The sequence below is a fragment of the Chryseobacterium oleae genome, assembly GCF_900115055.1.
In the GTDB taxonomy this organism is placed as follows: domain Bacteria; phylum Bacteroidota; class Bacteroidia; order Flavobacteriales; family Weeksellaceae; genus Chryseobacterium; species Chryseobacterium oleae.
In genome coordinates this window covers 112,424-129,300 of the sequence record NZ_FOVD01000010.1, presented here as the reverse complement: position 1 = coordinate 129,300, position 16,877 = coordinate 112,424, and the positions used below count along the sequence as shown (strand labels likewise).

The following is a 16,877-nucleotide window of genomic DNA, read 5'->3' as shown; positions in this document are numbered from 1 at the left end:
ATGAATCATCAGATCAGCCCATCAGCATATCATCAAATTACCAAAACCATGAGTTTAGAAAATATCATAAGCGAAGCTATAAAAACAGCCATGAGAGCGAAAGACAGAGTCGCTTTGGACTCTCTGAGAGCTGTAAAAGCTCAAATTTTAAATCTACACACTGAAGCGAGAGGAGTTGAAGTTACTCCGGAGCAGGAAATTGCGATCCTTCAGAGAATGATTAAGCAGCGTAAAGATTCTTTCGAGCAGTTTTCTGCACAGGGAAGAAATGACCTTGCTGAAGTAGAAGAAGCCCAGATGAAAGTGATTGAGCAATTTTTGCCTAAACAGCTGAGTCCGGAAGAACTGGAAGCTGAGATCAGGAACATTATCTCAGAAACCGGAGCTGAGTCTGCAAAAGACTTAGGAAAGGTAATGGGAGCCGCTTCAAAAGCGTTGGCAGGGAAGTCAGACGGAAAAAGTATTTCCGAAATGGCGAAAAAGCTGCTTTCATAAAACCGGGATACGTGGTGCAAGATCCGGAATTTAACCGGAATGCAAATACGAACCCAAAAAACAGGATATCCAACCTTTGCATATCGATTTGATTAAAGAATCCCGGAACGCTAGCGTTCCGGGATTCATTTTTTTGGATATTCATAATTATTAATTCAGTTGATCATGTTTAAAAAAAACTGAATCGGTGTTACTTAACGGCTGATTCATGCCGAATTGAATAATTTGAATGCTCGAGGGAAAGCAGTAAATGTTTTTTTCATGGTCGTTTGTTTTTCAGAATCATTTCAAATTTAGTAAATATTTCTCATTATTCATAATTTTATTTCACATTTTTTTGAATATTATTGAAATATTAATATTATATTAATTTTATCTGACTAAACAATTGATAGTTTTTATATATTGAAGAAAAGCTAAGAAATCATTAACTTTGTATCGATAAAAAACAAAATATATGTATCCAACAGATTTAGTAATGCCTATGAAGGCAGAACTTACAGATAAAGGTTTCCAGGATTTAACATCTCCGGCACAGGTAGAAGAGGCTTTAAAGCAGTCAGGAACTACCCTATTGGTGATCAATTCAGTTTGTGGATGTGCAGCAGGTGCGGCAAGACCGGGAGTTGTGTATTCTTTGACAGGGGATAAAAAACCTGATCATTTAACAACTGTTTTTGCAGGATTTGATACGGAAGCCGTAGCAGAAGCAAGAAAGCATCTTGCTCCATTCCCTCCAAGCTCTCCATGTGTAGCGCTTTTCAAGGATGGTGAATTGGTTCACATGCTGGAAAGACACCACATCGAAGGAAACCCTGCAGGCGCTATTGCAGCAAATCTTCAGGCCGCTTTTGACGAGTACTGCTAAGAAACAATAAATCTAAATACCAAACCGTTACATTATTTGTAACGGTTTTTTTATTTATTACGATAAAAATTCTCTAAAAATTCAAATATTATTATATTTGTTGGAATGGCAACAAAGGCACTTTTCAATACTGTCGTCAACTGGTTTATCCGCCAAAGGATAGATCAGATTCAGAATTTCATGGACCATCCCATTGAAACTCAGAAAGGTATACTCTTTTCTCAGCTGTTTCATGCTGAAGATACGGAATATGGCAGAGCATATGGCTTCAATTCAATTTCGAGCTATCAGGACTTTAAAAACAAGGTTCCGATCGTTACCTATGAAGATTTCGAGCCTTTTATTGAAAGAGCAAGACAGGGACATAAGGATGTAACCTGGCCGGGATACATCAAACATTTTGCAAAATCCTCGGGAACAACCAATGCAAAAAGCAAATTCATCCCCATTTCCGCCGAAAGCCTTGAATACTGCCACATGAAGGCTGGAAAAGATATGGTGTCTATCTACGCTAACAATCATCCTGAAAATCAGCTTTTTACCAATAAAAACCTACGTTTGGGAGGAAGTTCTGAACTTCATGCCGATTTTAATACCAAATTCGGGGATCTCTCCGCTATATTAATTGATAATCTTCCGTTCTGGGTAGAAATTACCACCACACCAAGCAAAAAGGTTTCCCTGATGTCTGAATGGGAAAGCAAGCTTAAAGCCATCACTTCGGAAGTAAAAAATGAAGATGTAGGAAGTATCCTTGGGGTACCGAGCTGGATGATGGTTCTTCTTCAAAGGGTATTGAAAGAAACCGACAGCGGAAGCATTTCTGAGCTATGGCCTAATTTAGAGGTCTTTTTTCACGGTGGAATCAGTTTCAAGCCATACAAGGACCAATACAGGCAGATCATCGGTAAAAAGATCAATTACTACGAAATTTACAATGCTTCTGAAGGCTTCTTCGGGATCCAGGACAGATCGGACAGCGACGAAATGCTGCTGATGTTGGATTACGGTATTTTTTACGAGTTTATTCCGATGGATCAGTTTCATTTTTCCAACCCGAAAGTGGTGAGTCTGGAAGATGTTGAAGTAGGAAAAAACTATGCAATGGTGATCACTACCAACGGCGGACTGTGGAGATACCTGATCGGCGATACCGTGGTATTTACCTCTACCAATCCTTTCAGAATAAAAATTACAGGAAGAACCAAACATTATATCAATGCGTTCGGAGAAGAGCTTATGATCACGAATGTGGAATCTGCGCTATCAAAGGCCTGCGAAGTGACCGGAGCAAGCATTACCGACTTCACAGGTGCTCCTGTTTTCATGAAAGAGAATGAAGGCGGTGCCCATGAATGGATCTTCGAATTCAGTCACCATCCGGATGATCTGGACCGTTTTACCGATGCTTTCGATCATCATTTAAAAACGATCAATTCAGATTACGAAGCCAAAAGATATAACAATCTGACGTTGAAAAGACCCATTGTCCACATCGCAAAACCTGATCTTTTCTACCAATGGCTGGAGTCCAAAGGAAAACTGGGCGGCCAGAATAAAGTCCCGAGACTGAGCAACGACAGAGAATATATAGATCCTTTACTGGAACTTAACAGATAATGCAAAGAGAAAGGAAGCTTGACGAAGGAAGATGGAAGTTACAGAAGCCCTCAAATTAATATTAGGGTACTTCCCTAATTCCTCATCCCTAATCCCTAATCAACAAAAAAAACGCAGCCAAAATTTGACTGCGTTTTCTGTATTTTAGTATTTCACTATTTCTTTAAATCCTCCTTCAATTTCTTCGCTCCCTCTTCTACTTTGGCAGCGCCTTTTGCAGCGGCATCTTTCACATCCTGGCCAACTTCTTTCGCTCCGGCTTTGATGTCTTTCCCTGCTTTATTAAGGTCTTCTTTCGTTTTCTGAGCAGCTTCGTCTATTTTGTTTCCTGCCGCATCTACTTTAGCTTTTACATCTTCCTTCGCCTTGTCTATTTTAGCAGTATCCACATGAGGAGATGTTTCAGAAACGGTAGTCGTGGTGGTCGTTACAGACCCGTCGGTTCCTTCAACCTGTTCTGTTTTAGTCGTAGACTTTGTGCATGATACAACAAATACTGCGATGGCAGCTGCTGCTAAGATTTGTTTTTTCATATTGTATATTTTTTTAAAAGGTTTTTAATATTTGGTGAATTTTATTCTGTCTTCGCTCCATTGGCTGGCGGAGTGTCTGATGTTTTCTGTTTTTTCTCTGCTTCCGTCTTCTTCTTCTCTTCTTCCAGTTTCTTTTTGTTCTCTTTTTCGAGCTCTTCTTTCAGCTTTTGCTCTTCTTTCTTAAGTTTTTCAGCTTCCTTTATAGAATCCTGATATTTCTGTGATGACATTCTGATCTGGCGGACAATATCTACTGATGTGGCACCTGCTGAAAATGAATCGACAGCAGCGGTATCATAATGAATTTTCACCTGCTCATCTGCTGCAAAACCCGGTGTTTCTTTCTTTGAACAGGCCGACAGCAAAAGCAGTATCACAAAAACCGCAGAGAGTAAATTTTTCATGGAACTAATTTAGCAGAAATTCTGCAATTACTGGATAGTGATCCGATAATTTTACAGAGTGGTCTACCTTATAGCTTAGAGGAACGATAGACTTTGAAGTAAAGATATAGTCGATTCTAAGAGGCACTTTATAATCATGAAAACTGGTTGAGGCTCCGTTTCCTACCGTAAGAAACGCATCCTGAAGATCTTTCCCAAGATTATAATATTCATAAGAATTGGGAACCGAGTTGAAATCTCCAGCCAAGATCACCGGATAAGGTGAAAAATCGATTACCTTACGAATCTTTCTGATCTGATCTTCATGGGCTTTGAAAGTAGGTGTCATATGCGCAAAAAGGTTCGCTATTTTCCCGCCTTCTTTGGCAAAACCATCAAATTTAAGCATTGATTTATGCAGTCTGAATGGCTCCAGATACACATTCACGACTCTTATAATTTTTCCGTTGATATCTACATCAGCATAGAAAGAGTTTCCTCTTGCGCTTTCTTCAATCAGCTTCTCCTGTCTTACAATTTTGTGTTTCGTCTTCAGAATCACTGAAGGATATTTTACCATATCCTTTCTGATAGCCCTGTTGGTGTCTTTTTCCTGAACCAGAATAATATCGGCATCCTGATCAGCAATGTATTTTTTCACTTTATCCCAGCCAAAATCGCCATATTTTACATTAAACGTAATGACTTTGATATCTCTGATGGACTTAAAACTTTCTGTTTTTGGAGAAAAATTAACCCATCGTCTTACGGGGTTGTAAAAAAGAAATGTTCCTAACAAAAATGCAATGGCTATTTTCTTGCGTTTAACAATCCAAACCAATGTAAGTAGGACATATACGATAATCAGATAGGGGAAACCAAGCGAAAGAAGGTTAAGAGAGCCTAAAAAGTTAGGCGGAATCCATGCGTTGCCCAATGTGCATAAGAGCAACACGGCAATAACAATGTGAATAAATAGTAAGAACTGGCTCGGCTTCATGAAATAACGGACTAGGGTACGATTCTCTTCATCAAAAACCCTACCAAGCTCAAAACCTTTAACTAATTTTATGATTATTAATGATTTAGTGAAAATTTTCCTATTACAGGATAATGATCTGAAATCTTTACAGTTCGGTCCACAGTATAGCTGACCGGCAGGATCGTTTTTGAGGTGAAAATATAATCAATTCTGATTGGAAATTTGTAGTCGTGGAAACTGGTTGCACTTCCTTTTCCCGCTTTTACAAAGGCATCTTCGAGACCATCAGACAAGTGATAATATTCGTAAGAATTCGGAACAGAATTAAAGTCTCCGGCAAGAATAACGGGATAAGGTGACGCTTCAATGCTTTCTTTAATAGTACTTACCTGGTCCTGGTGCTTTTTAAAAACCGGGATCAGTCTTTTAACGATGTTCTTCATCTTTCTTTCATCCTCTTCTTTGAGACCATCCATTTTGATCATCCCTTTTTCAAATTTAAAAGGCTCCAGATACATATTGATAAACCGGTATATTTTTCCATTAATTTCAATATCTGTCTGGGACGCATACGCATTATTGCTTTCAGAATCACTCTTAATAAGTTCCTTAGAATCTATAATTTTATATTTTGAAAAGACCTTCAGTACTCCATTTTTGCCACTTCCCTCCATTCCTCGGACCGAGATTTTACTCCCGGACTCCTGCAGCATAATTACGTCGGCATCAGACCTGTTCAGGTATTCCTTAACGGCATCAGCACCGAGCAAACCAGCCTTAACATTAAAAGAAAGTACTTTCAGGTCTGCTTTTTCTTTTTTGTCGGAAGTGAAATTGATCCATCTCTGTACAGGAACCATAAAGAATAGTCCCGCCAGCATAAAGACAAAAGTTCTTTTTTTCCAGCTGAAAAGCCAGAACAGAGTAAATATTGCATACAGTATAACCAGCACAGGAAACCCTAAAGACAGCAGATTGAACCACGGAAATATTTTAGGCGGAACATACGCATTCAATAAAGTACCCAGCAGCAGGAATAAAATACCGAGATGCAGGATTAATATGATAAGACGGAAAACTTTCACAGAATTTTTCTAATTGAATCTATACAAATGTTTTTTCCATATCCTTGCAAGAATCCAGCCAACTAATGCGCCGCCAACATGTGCCAGGTGAGCAATACCGCCTCCGTTTCCGGAAACGCCAAGGTATATAGAAACGACAATAACGATAGGCATCAGGTATTTAACCTTTATAGGAACCGGAATAAACATCATCATGATCTTTGAATCAGGGTAAAGGGTGGCAAAGGCTGCTATCACTCCGAAAATAGCTCCAGAAGCACCAACCATAGGTGTTCCCATCATCTTTTGCACGCTTACTAATAGTTCTTTCTGTTTAAGAACCGAAGCTGCATCTCCGCTAAATCCGACATTTGCTCCTGAAAAATAAGCGTTGACATTAAACCCAAGCTGCTGTAATTCACTTACCAACTGCTGAACTTCAACAAAATTCCATAGATTAAAAAGGAAAAAAGCTCCCAGCCCACTTAAAAAATAAAGGATCAGATACTTTTTCTCTCCCAATGACTGTTCCAAGATAGGGCCAAAACTATATAATGTCAACATATTAAACAAAATATGCATAATGCTTCCGTGCATAAACATATGCGTGATGATCTGCCATGAATGGAAAAACGGAGAAAAGGGATAAAAAGCAGCAAGATATTCAGTTGCTATATCTGCTAGAAAATAGGTAACAATAAATACTACAATATTGATTATAATAATATTCCTTGTGATGGGTGGTATATTGTTAAACATTTTTTAAAATTTCTTTTTAAAATCATTAAACGGAACTTCATAAAAACATCTTTTGCCATCCGGTAAAAATTCCGGGAAGCCTAAAGCTGTAAAATCTTTGATGACCTGTTCCGCATCTTTCTTATAAATAAAATCGAACCTTGATTTCGAATGCATTTTGTTCCACTGGTTGAGATAAAACTGCATAAATTCCTCTTCAGTCTTATATTCCAGGATCTCAAAAAGGTTCTCCAGAAACTTCATTGCCTGGGTTTCTTTAAGTCCTTCGGGAAGTGCATCTATTCTCAGCACGCTTTCATGTGCAATTTTCATGTCAAACCCGAGTTCCGGAAGAAATTTTTTGAAAGAATTGTATTTACTCTTCTCAATTTCGTTCATATGATACTCCAGAGAAAACAGCAAAGCATGGCTGTTGGGGTTTACATTGATATTGTTTTTCCTTGATGTTTTATTGTTTTCGGAAACAACCAGTCTGTGCATTCTTCCAAGATCCAGCATCAGGGTTACATCGCCTTTGTTGAACAGCCAATAGCCGTTCGGCAACCTCATCAGGTCTTCATCGAAATCTTCGTCTTCAAATAAATTAATCTTCGAAGGTTCTGCTGTCATATTCTGATGGTACATTTCCGTAAGATTCTGAATCTCCTCCGGACGTACATTTCGCTCTTCAATAAATGGGTTGTAGTCTTTATCTACAATAATTTCCGGCATCTTGATCACACCGCCTCCACTGTTTCCTTTGCTTGGAAAAGGCTTATTCATCATCGCATCCATTTCCGGATCTTTATCAAAATCAAGGCTTGGAGAAACGTTATAAATTCCCAGAGATCTTTTGATGGTAGAACGAAGAAGGGCAAAAATAAGGTGCTCGTCTTCAAATTTCACCTCTGTTTTCTGAGGATGGATATTCACATCGATCTTTTCCGGATCCATTTCCAGATACAGGAAAAATGTAGGAACATATCCCGGCAGAAGCAATCCTTCAAAAGCTTCCTGAACCGCCTTATTGAAATACGGACTTTTGAAATACCTTCCGTTAACAAAAAGAAACTGTTCTCCTCTTGACTTTTTAGCGCCTTCAGGTTTGGCCACAAATCCGTGAAGTTTACACCAGATAATATCTTCTTTGATAGGAATCAGCTGTGGTTGTAGTTTACGTCCGAAAACATCTACAATACGCTGCATCTGACTTCCTTTTCTAAGTCTGAAAACAGCTTCATCATCATGAAACAGGGAAAACTCCAGATTTTCATGAGCTAAGGCAACACGCTGAAACTCATCAATGACATGTCTGAATTCAACATTATTATTTTTAAGGAATTTTCTTCTGGCCGGAACGTTGTAAAAAAGGTTTTTCACCAGAAAATTAGATCCGTCTGCAGTCTGTATCGGGTCCTGAAACTGAAATACCCCACCCTCAATGTAGATATTGGTTCCAATCTTGGCATCATTCTGCTTCGTTCTCAGTTCAACCTGAGAAACCGCCGCGATAGAAGCCAGCGCCTCACCTCTGAATCCTTTGGTAGAGATCTTAAAGATGTCTTCCGTTCCTTTGATTTTTGACGTAGCATGTCTTTCAAACGCCATCCGGGCATCGGTCTCAGACATTCCTTTGCCGTCGTCCACCACCTGGATCAGGTTTTTTCCTGCATCCCTGATAATCAATTCTATCTTGGACGCTTCCGCATCAATAGCATTCTCCAAAAGTTCTTTCACAATGGATGCAGGTCTCTGCACCACTTCTCCTGCCGCAATTTGGTTAGCTACATGATCCGGTAAAAGCTGAATAATATCTGACATAAAACGTTTAATCAACTTACAAAAATAGTCAATGAAAACGGGAATTAAAACAATAAAACCGTGAATTAAAATTTAATTATCAACATTTTAATCACAATTTGCCGTCCGGTTCTGTTTTTATCCCTGATGGAGGAAAAAAACATTGAAAGGAGGATGTTCTTTTTTTAACGCAAAGGTTCATTTACATAGCGCTTAATTTTGAGCAAAGCAAAGAGTTCGACTACGTCGATGATGAAGCTGCCGGATACCACCGCTTAATCGAATCAATGAAATTGATTCCCTTCTTTGCTCTCCTTAATACTGTACGGTCTTAGAATAGAACTTTGCGTTAAATAAACAGGCTCTGAAAAAACATCCGTTAACTGAAGAAGAACACCCCTTCTCTACCATCGAAAAGGGGTGTTTCACAGCTAGTTTACACAAAAATAATACTGATATTTACTTTATTTCTTTAGGGCTCATTCGTCAAAAACAAGCGTTCTTTTTTCTTTTCTTTTCGGAATCCCGTGTATTTTATCATACAGGGAAGCCAACATATTTGGTTTTTTATAAATCCTGCTGTAGCGGTATCTGGTATTAAAATGTCTGATATGAATTTTATAGGCATCATACCCAATGACAATTAAAAGACATAAACTGATTACATAAAATACCCTGAATTCAAGATAATAATATGTCAATCCTGAGAACACCGCTCCTAAAACATAGGCCGCCATAATACTCGTCAGCAGTTTTGCTCTTGCAATCAACTCACCGCTCTTTCTATATTTCTTTTTCGTAAACATGGAAAACAAAATTCCAAGGTCTGTGGTGGTACCCGTAAGGTGGGTTGTTTTCACCGAGAAGTTGGAGATACTCGCGGTAAGCCCGTTCTGAAGCCCGGTTGCAAAAAGCATCAGTGCTACCAGATATTCTGTTTCTTCCAGTGTTTTCTGGTAATAGAACTGACCGTATATCCCTACAAACAATAAACATATGATTTCCAGCACAATCGGCATAGAGTGTGCAAAATATTTACTCTTTTTATTGAAATTGATGACGATGAAGTTCGACACAAAGCTTCCGAAGAAGAACAGGAAGATCCATGCTCCTACCACAGCTACCTGCGACCAGTTTCCTTTACTGATTTCCGCTGCCAATATGGCGTAGTGACCTGTTACGTTGGACGTAAAAGAGAGGAAAATTAACAGAGAGGCAATATTTATAGTACCTGCAGTAAATGCAGTCAGCGTCCCCAATCTGATATTGTCTCCCAACGTTCGGCTGTTACTATAATTTCTTAACATTTTTTTATTCTTTTATGGTGTTGATGTATTTTTAGGCTTCTACAAAGATCTCAGCCAGTCTTCCTCTTTCCGGAAGTCTCTCAGGCATTTCCACTTTGATTTCCTGAACCTTCAGATCTTTGCATTTTTTGATGTAAGGTGCAATATCAAATTTTCCTTTGCCCTTACTTTTAATGGATGGTGAATAGTAAGCTTCTTCTATATGTTCTGCTTTCACGTAATTGTTGAAAGTCCTCTGAAAGCTTCCCGTGAAAATATCGCAGATGATCTTATTAACCAGGTGAGGATATTTGTTTCTGATGATTCCGTAGGCATCACAGAACTCCTGAGATCTGATCTTATTGAAGATGGTATTTTTCGTATTGAAAAGAAGATCTCTGATAGAATCTCCGGCTTCATATCCTGAAACCAAAAGAATGTTATACTGATTCTGGTCTTCCGATGCTTCTTTCTCTTTCAGTACTTTTTTTAATATATTCAGTGACTCAAGAGAGAAATCCGTGGCGATTAAAATTGTTCTGGTCATATCTTTTAGATTTAGGTTTGTTGTCATATTTTGATGATACAAAACTAAAGCGGCAAGATTAGAAGCCCTTTGGAATGGAATTAAAATGTGATTAAAGAGATTAAAATGAGATTAGAATATTGTTAATGGCCGTTAACATAAGGGAAAGGGAAAGACCTCAGATGTCAGATCTCAGACATGAGACTTTAAGCGTAAGAATGTGAATAGTGAATTTTGCTTCGCAAGTGAATGGTGAATTTAGTTGTAAGAAACAAGAGCCAAGATACAAGACATCAGATTTCAGATTTTTAGGTTGAGGCTAAGATTGAGAATGGTCAATGGTCAATTTTGTTTCGCAAGTCAATGGTGAAAAGCTTCCAACTCAAAGGCCCGAGTACAGAACTCATAACTCATCATTGATAACTCATAACTTACCAAAACTCTCAAACCCTAAAACGCTCCGACCCTCAAATTCTCTAACCAGAGCCTTAACTCTCCGGTCTCGTACTGTAGAAATTAGGAAAACGCATCTGTACAGTGGTTCCCTGGTTTTCGTGAGAACTTACGATCAGTTCGCCGTGGTGCATCCTTACGATATTTCTTGCCAGCGGAAGTCCGATTCCGTAGCCTTCGTAGTTTTTGGTATTGGACGCTCTGAAGAACGGATCGTAGATTTTGTTCATCTCTACCTCCGGAATTCCGATCCCGAAATCTTTTACAATGATATAAACATCAGTATCTGAGGCGCCCAGTGAAACTTTTACCTGCTGGAAATTAGAATATTTACAGCCGTTGTTAATGATATTGGCTACCGCAAGATGCAATAACTGCTCATTACCCTGAACTTTTAATTTTTTAGGATTATCCGGAAGCATACTGATATCCAGGTAGATATTATTTCTGGAATCAATTTTTCTGAGTGTTTCGATCACATCCCAAAGCAGCTGATCGATTCGCACCTTATCCATTTTCTGGATCTTCCCGTCGAAACCGGTTTGAGCGATCATCAGTAAGGCTTTGATCTTTTTATCCAGCTTTTCAGCTTCGTCGAGAATAATTTCTAAGGTATCTTTATATTCATCTGCCGTCCTGTTGATCGAAAGAGCCACATCCGCTTCGCCCATAATCGATGTCAGAGGTGTTCTCAGTTCATGAGAGACGTTTCCGATCAAGTGATTCTGAGTTTCAAATGAAGTTTCGATACGATTCAGCATTCCGTTGAACGTATCTACCAGCTCATTCAGTTCTTTATTATCAGGCTGAGCTTCTAATCTAAGGTGAAGGTTCTCGGAACTGATCTCTTTTACCTTCCCGGTAATTTTAAGAATCGGTCTGAATAAAGTTTTGGACAGATAAAAAGAAAAGATCATACTGAAGAACAGGGAAAGTACAATACAGGTGATCAGTGTTCTTTTTAAAAATCCGAGATAATAGATTACATAATGGTTTTTTGCAGAAGCAATGGCGATATAATCTTTATCATCATATTTAAAGGTCTGCCCTATATAGTAGAATTCTTTATCATTATAATTGGATTCCCCTTTTCTGACAATACTTTTGAAAAAATAATCCGGAATATGAACTTCCTGTGAGATTTTTTTGAAATTGGAATCTGCAGGAACCGCAAAAACGTAATCTCTTTCCATCGGAAGCTCCTCATCATTCAGACTGTTGAGGATATAGTTTTCGGGAAGATCAAGATGGTCTTTGCTTTTCTCAATCTGAACAATCGTCGTTGTACGGATCTTAAGCAGTTCATAAAACCTCTGATGGGAAAAGTTGACAATCGAAAAATAAACCAAGCCGCTGAAAAGCAGAATGATGGCAGTAAATACCAGCATTAAAAGCACCATCGTTTTGGTCTGATTTGTAACAACTTTATTAAACATCCATTAAGATTTTTTCAGTACATATCCCATTCCTATCACCGTATGAATCAGCTTATTATCATCGTGACTGTCCAGTTTTTTTCTTAAATAATTCACGTAAACATCTACTACATTGGTTCCCAGCTCATAATTAACGCCCCAAACCGCATCCAGAATTTCAGCTCTGGAAATTACTTTTTCAGGATTATTAAGGAAATACAGCAGAAGTTTATATTCTGTAGACGTCAGTGAAATCTCATCTCCGGCGCGCGTCACTTTCTTCGTATAATCATTAACCATCAGGTCTGAAAACTGAAATACGTGCTCATTGTCCGGTTCCGGCTCGGCAATTTCCTGAGGACTTACTCCGTTGCTTCTTCTTAGCAGAGATTTTACCCGCGCCACCAGTTCAATAAATTTAAAAGGCTTCACCAGATAATCATCTCCTCCGCTTTCCAGTCCAAGAACAATATTCTCAGAAGTTCCCAGTGCGGTCAAAAACAAAATCGGAACATGCTGATTGGTTTTCCTGATCTCTTTGCAGACATCCAGACCATTCATTTCCGGCAGCATAATATCCAGAACCACCAGATCGAAATCATTGGCCTGTACCAGCTGTACACCGGTACGCCCGTCAAAAGCCACGGAAATTTCATAGCCGCTTTCCTGAAGCCCTTTCTTTATAAAAGAGACAACGCTGGTTTCGTCTTCGATGAGGATAATCTTTTTCATTCAAATAAGGAATTTCACAAAAATAGGGAAAAATTTCAATAACAATTTTCAGTGAATTGATCCGGCAGTTGACCGAAGCTATATAGAATAATATTAACTTTGCTTTTCATCTCTTAAAGGAAGGAACATAATTTAGGTTAAATTGCAAACACTATGAATGATTTTTTAATAGGTATCGGTAAAAGATTGAAGGATATCAGAAAAAAGAATAATTTAACCATCAATGAGCTGGCTTCCAAAGCCAATGTAAGCAACGGCCTTGTGTCCAGGATCGAAAACGGAAGAACCATTCCTTCACTTCCTGTACTGTTGGATATGATCCAGTCTCTGGAGATCGATGCCAGCTATTTCTTTGAAGGCGTGGAGAAAAAATCCAGCGCCAAATTCATTTATCTTCCCAAAGACAGCCAGCAGGTTATCGAAAAAGAAGTGGAAGCGGAAGGATTCAAGTATATGCATATCTTCAGCAAAAGCCTGCACTCTCTAGGTTTTGAAGCCGTATTACTGACAATTGAACCCAATTCCAAAAGGGAAAAAGTAATTACTGATGCCTGGGAATTCAAATACATCCTGAAAGGCGAAGTAAAATATATCATCGATAATGAAGAAATTATCTTAAAAGAAGGTGACTCTCTTTATTTTAATGGAAAATTCCCGCACGTTCCGGTAAGCATCAGCGATGAAAGCTGTATTATGCTTGTTCTTTATTTTTATACCGCTTAGAACCATTATTTTTAAACCTTATTAACCGTGTCAAGGTTTTGAACCTTGACACGGTTAACACGTAGAAACGTTCCGTTTTTAGGTACACATTTTCGTAAGCTGTCTTATTTATTTAGACAAAAAGTTTACAAATAGTAAACTTTACGGTTTTCTGTTTACCTCTAAAATTAACGTTATGTTAACCCATAAGACTATCTCTGTCTAAAATTCTCATTCAGGAAACATTTCATCAATTAAACTAAAACACCCTGTAATAAAGATATTTAAGGGCTAATTATAACTTTATTTTTCATTTCCAAAAAGGTAAATACAGTAAAATATAAGTAACAAATTGGCCTGATTTGTTAAATAATACTTAATACAAAATATTTATATATATTAAAATTATTAGCTTGATTTGCAGTGAAAATTTAATATATGTAAAAATGAGGACCCAATTAGAGAAATTACTTACCCTTGCTTTTGTCTGTTTGATCTTTTTTGTGTCAGCGCAGAAGCAGTTAATTATAGGAACTGTTTTTGACGACAGCCAACCCCTTCCCGGCGCGTCAGTCAAAATAAAAGGTTTATCAAAAAATACCGCTACAGATATTGATGGAAAATTCACGGTGAATGATATCAAAGAAGGGCAGTATAATTTACAGATCAGCTATATCGGTTACGAAACAGCAGACATTACTATAGATGTGAAACCCGGGGAAACGGTAGACTTAGGTGCTGTCAAATTATCCCAACAGAGAAAGAACATCGACGAAGTTGTGGTAACCGGAACTTTAAAAAATACAGAAGCTAGAGCTTTAAACCTTCAGAAAAACGCGGTGAATATTACCAATGTCATCGCCTCAGACGGAATTGGAAAGCTACCGGACAGAAATGCAGCAGAAACCGTTCAGCGTGTTCAGGGCGTTTCCATCGAGAGAGATCAGGGCGAAGGAAGATTTGTTTCTTTAAGAGGACTTCCTCCATTTTGGACCTCAACAACCATCAACGGGAACAGGTTGCCGACTGCAGAGGAAGAAACCACTTCCAGAGCAACAGCATTTGACTTCTTCCCTACCGAACTGATCTCCTATGTTCATGTCAATAAGTCGTTTACCCCTGATATGGAAGCAGACGGAATCGGAGGTGGAGTCAACTTTATCACGAAAACCCCGCCCATGAAAACAGAGTTCAAAGCGACCATTGGAAGCGGTTACAATGCAAAAGCTGACAAAGGCGTTTACAATCTTGGACTTCTTTACGGAGCACGAACGAAAGATAAAAAATTCGGATACCTATTCAATGTGGCGCACTTCATCAGAAACTGGTCTACAGATAATTTTGAGGCGAGAAGAAGTGGCGACGAAGGTGTTTTCAGAATGGAACTCCGCGATTATAACGGGGTAAGAAAAACAACGGGTGTGAATGCAGCTTTTGAATATGTTCTTTCTCCAAAAAACACATTCTATGTAAAAGGAATGTACGGAACACTTTCGGATGATGAGACGCACTACAAGCACAGAATCAGATTTGATAAATTCAGTTCTGCAAATAATACAGCAAGAGTGGAACTTCAGAATATCCACAACTTACTGATTACAGAACTTACTTCTATATCTTTAGGCGGAGTTCATACTTTAAATAAAGGAAAAATCGACTGGGATCTATCCTATTATGACAATCGTTTTAAGTACGGGAACATTCCTGACAAGCAGAACAATTCTTATTATGTTATCAAATACACTCAATCCGGAGTAGGTATTAATCCTGATTATATTTCCAACCACGGAAGCGGACCAAGAGCGTACTGGAAAGCAGATGGCGGAAAATTAGACTATAAAAATCCTGATGCCTTATTCGGATTCTACAGTGCTCAGGGCTTTAAAATGGATGCCTCGCAGATGAGATTTACAGACCTTGAATTCTACAAAGTTTTTGTTGAGGAAAAAGATAAAATCGTAGCAGCCTTCAATCATGAGATCAATGCATCAGATAAGCTGACTTTAAAATACGGGTTCAAATACAGAGACAAAGAAAGAAATGCCAGATTTTCGGATATTTTCTATAACTGGAAAGGCGGTACAGCTCCTCTTTTGTCCGATTATGCTCCTTACATCACCACACAGGCGAACGGACCGAAATATTTAAGTGAAATGAATACCCATATCGGGAATACTTTCGGGCCGGTTCTTTCTACAACAGGTATGGATCAGTTCTGGATCCAGAACCAGGGAAATCTGAAGATCAACCCTACCGACTCTGAAGCTTTGGAATATAATAAGGCCCTGGGAAGAAACTTCGATGTTTTTGAAAAACATGCTGATGCTTACGGAATGGGAACGTATAAACTAAGTGACAAAATCACAATTTTAGGAGGAATCAGATTATCCAATACCAATACAAGAGTAAAAGGATACAATGTGGTTGAAGATGTTCTGACACCGGTTGAGCATACCAAAAAATACCTGGCCGTTCTTCCAATGCTCCACATCAAATATGCTTTGAACGATAAAACCAACCTTCGTTTTGCAGCAACCAGAACGTTTTCAAGACCGAACTTCGGGGATATTACACCGGGCGGAACGTACAGCGAAGCAGACAATGAATTCAAAGGTGGAAACCCAAACCTTAATCCAACCTATTCACTGAATTTTGACCTGATGGGAGAATATTATTTTTCCAATGTCGGGATCGTAAGTGGAGGTGTTTTCTATAAATCGATCACGGACCCAATTTTCCAGGATTCTTTCATCGGAAACTACAATGGAATGACCGGTGTACAGTTTACCGCACCGAATAACGGTAATGCAGCATGGCTGGGCGGTGTTGAACTTGGAATCAACAGAAGATTCGACTTTTTACCAGGCTTTCTTCAGTATTTCGGAACACAGCTGAATGCGACGTTCATGACTTCAGAAATGGAAAAACCAAGCGGAAGAAAAGTAGCGCTTCCTTATCAGGCCAAGCAATTGTATAATGTACAGGTTTTCTTTGAGAAAAAAGGATTCAATGCAAGACTGGCTTATAATTACAAAGGAAAATACGCCGTAGAATATGCGGAAGACGATATCAATGATTCTTATTACGGGAAATACAGCAGCTTAGATTTCGGAGGATCCTACCAGTTCACAAAACACCTGATGCTGTATGCCGATGTAAACAACATCCTGAACAAACCTTTGATCTATCATTTCGGAAAGAATGAAGACCGTCCTGAACAGGTAGAATATTACGGCGTAAGATGTAACCTTGGAATAAAACTGAACTTCTAAACCATCAT

The 16,877-nt window shown here is 38.7% G+C and carries 15 protein-coding genes; 5 read left to right on the top strand and 10 right to left on the bottom strand.

From position 1 onward, the window contains the following. The first annotated feature begins 48 nt into the window (after positions 1-48). The 3 genes from BM143_RS22565 to BM143_RS22555 all read left to right on the top strand — a co-directional run bounded on the left by BM143_RS22565 (position 49) and on the right by BM143_RS22555 (position 2,983). A complete protein-coding gene (locus tag BM143_RS22565) occupies positions 49-495 on the top strand; it encodes a GatB/YqeY domain-containing protein (RefSeq protein ID WP_090027566.1) in 447 nt (148 codons plus the stop codon). A 457-nt stretch (positions 496-952) separates the two neighbouring features. Further along, on the top strand, positions 953-1,363 hold the full coding sequence (locus tag BM143_RS22560; protein WP_034724594.1) for a BrxA/BrxB family bacilliredoxin: 411 nt from the start codon (positions 953-955) through the stop codon (positions 1,361-1,363). Between the two features lie 105 nt (positions 1,364-1,468). Beyond that, positions 1,469-2,983, top strand: coding sequence for a GH3 auxin-responsive promoter family protein (locus BM143_RS22555; RefSeq protein ID WP_090027507.1), 1,515 nt, complete (start codon positions 1,469-1,471; stop codon positions 2,981-2,983). Positions 2,984-3,138: 155 nt separating this feature from the next. Here the strand turns inward: BM143_RS22555 and BM143_RS22550 are convergent, their stop codons facing one another. The 10 genes from BM143_RS22550 to BM143_RS22505 all read right to left on the bottom strand — a co-directional run bounded on the left by BM143_RS22550 (position 3,139) and on the right by BM143_RS22505 (position 12,895). Further along, positions 3,139-3,516, bottom strand: coding sequence for a hypothetical protein (locus BM143_RS22550; protein ID WP_090027505.1), 378 nt, complete (start codon positions 3,514-3,516; stop codon positions 3,139-3,141). Between the two features lie 41 nt (positions 3,517-3,557). Next, a complete protein-coding gene (locus tag BM143_RS22545; RefSeq protein WP_090027503.1) occupies positions 3,558-3,920 on the bottom strand; it encodes a hypothetical protein in 363 nt (120 codons plus the stop codon). A 4-nt stretch (positions 3,921-3,924) separates the two neighbouring features. Then, the gene (locus tag BM143_RS22540; protein ID WP_090027501.1) at positions 3,925-4,899 is read right to left on the bottom strand and encodes an endonuclease/exonuclease/phosphatase family protein; all 975 of its coding nucleotides are present in this window, start codon (positions 4,897-4,899) and stop codon (positions 3,925-3,927) included. 77 nt (positions 4,900-4,976) lie between these two features. After that, positions 4,977-5,966: an endonuclease/exonuclease/phosphatase family protein gene (locus BM143_RS22535; protein ID WP_090027500.1), complete on the bottom strand. Its 990-nt coding sequence runs from the start codon at positions 5,964-5,966 to the stop codon at positions 4,977-4,979. Between the two features lie 9 nt (positions 5,967-5,975). Then, the gene (locus BM143_RS22530) at positions 5,976-6,704 is read right to left on the bottom strand and encodes a rhomboid family intramembrane serine protease (protein WP_090027498.1); all 729 of its coding nucleotides are present in this window, start codon (positions 6,702-6,704) and stop codon (positions 5,976-5,978) included. A 3-nt stretch (positions 6,705-6,707) separates the two neighbouring features. Continuing rightward, positions 6,708-8,504: a DNA mismatch repair endonuclease MutL gene (gene mutL / locus BM143_RS22525; RefSeq protein ID WP_090027496.1), complete on the bottom strand. Its 1,797-nt coding sequence runs from the start codon at positions 8,502-8,504 to the stop codon at positions 6,708-6,710. Positions 8,505-8,962: 458 nt separating this feature from the next. Continuing rightward, positions 8,963-9,790 (bottom strand): YoaK family protein, encoded by an 828-nt coding sequence (locus BM143_RS22520; protein ID WP_090027494.1) that lies wholly within the window; start codon positions 9,788-9,790, stop codon positions 8,963-8,965. 31 nt (positions 9,791-9,821) lie between these two features. Further along, a complete protein-coding gene (locus tag BM143_RS22515) occupies positions 9,822-10,316 on the bottom strand; it encodes a hypothetical protein (protein WP_090027564.1) in 495 nt (164 codons plus the stop codon). Positions 10,317-10,783: 467 nt separating this feature from the next. Next, the gene (locus BM143_RS22510; RefSeq protein ID WP_090027493.1) at positions 10,784-12,184 is read right to left on the bottom strand and encodes a sensor histidine kinase; all 1,401 of its coding nucleotides are present in this window, start codon (positions 12,182-12,184) and stop codon (positions 10,784-10,786) included. Between the two features lie 3 nt (positions 12,185-12,187). Beyond that, entirely contained in the window at positions 12,188-12,895 is a 708-nt protein-coding gene (locus tag BM143_RS22505) for a response regulator transcription factor (RefSeq protein WP_034724569.1), read from the bottom strand. A gap of 153 nt (positions 12,896-13,048) precedes the next feature. Here BM143_RS22505 and BM143_RS22500 point away from each other — a divergent pair, with 153 nt between their 5' ends. Then, entirely contained in the window at positions 13,049-13,618 is a 570-nt protein-coding gene (locus tag BM143_RS22500) for a helix-turn-helix domain-containing protein (protein ID WP_034724567.1), read from the top strand. A 425-nt stretch (positions 13,619-14,043) separates the two neighbouring features. Then, positions 14,044-16,869 (top strand): TonB-dependent receptor, encoded by a 2,826-nt coding sequence (locus tag BM143_RS22495; RefSeq protein ID WP_090027491.1) that lies wholly within the window; start codon positions 14,044-14,046, stop codon positions 16,867-16,869. Positions 16,870-16,877: the final 8 nt, after the last annotated feature.

Coding starts and splice junctions, on each gene's coding strand:
- BM143_RS22500 (WP_034724567.1), top strand. CDS start 13,049: ATGAATGATTTTTTAATAGGTATCGGTAAAAGATTGAAGGATATCAGA.
- BM143_RS22560 (WP_034724594.1), top strand. CDS start 953: ATGTATCCAACAGATTTAGTAATGCCTATGAAGGCAGAACTTACAGAT.
- BM143_RS22520 (WP_090027494.1), bottom strand. CDS start 9,790: ATGTTAAGAAATTATAGTAACAGCCGAACGTTGGGAGACAATATCAGA.
- BM143_RS22515 (WP_090027564.1), bottom strand. CDS start 10,316: ATGACCAGAACAATTTTAATCGCCACGGATTTCTCTCTTGAGTCACTG.
- BM143_RS22540 (WP_090027501.1), bottom strand. CDS start 4,899: ATGAAGCCGAGCCAGTTCTTACTATTTATTCACATTGTTATTGCCGTG.
- mutL (WP_090027496.1), bottom strand. CDS start 8,504: ATGTCAGATATTATTCAGCTTTTACCGGATCATGTAGCTAACCAAATT.
- BM143_RS22495 (WP_090027491.1), top strand. CDS start 14,044: ATGAGGACCCAATTAGAGAAATTACTTACCCTTGCTTTTGTCTGTTTG.
- BM143_RS22510 (WP_090027493.1), bottom strand. CDS start 12,184: ATGTTTAATAAAGTTGTTACAAATCAGACCAAAACGATGGTGCTTTTA.
- BM143_RS22555 (WP_090027507.1), top strand. CDS start 1,469: ATGGCAACAAAGGCACTTTTCAATACTGTCGTCAACTGGTTTATCCGC.
- BM143_RS22550 (WP_090027505.1), bottom strand. CDS start 3,516: ATGAAAAAACAAATCTTAGCAGCAGCTGCCATCGCAGTATTTGTTGTA.
- BM143_RS22545 (WP_090027503.1), bottom strand. CDS start 3,920: ATGAAAAATTTACTCTCTGCGGTTTTTGTGATACTGCTTTTGCTGTCG.
- BM143_RS22505 (WP_034724569.1), bottom strand. CDS start 12,895: ATGAAAAAGATTATCCTCATCGAAGACGAAACCAGCGTTGTCTCTTTT.
- BM143_RS22565 (WP_090027566.1), top strand. CDS start 49: ATGAGTTTAGAAAATATCATAAGCGAAGCTATAAAAACAGCCATGAGA.
- BM143_RS22530 (WP_090027498.1), bottom strand. CDS start 6,704: ATGTTTAACAATATACCACCCATCACAAGGAATATTATTATAATCAAT.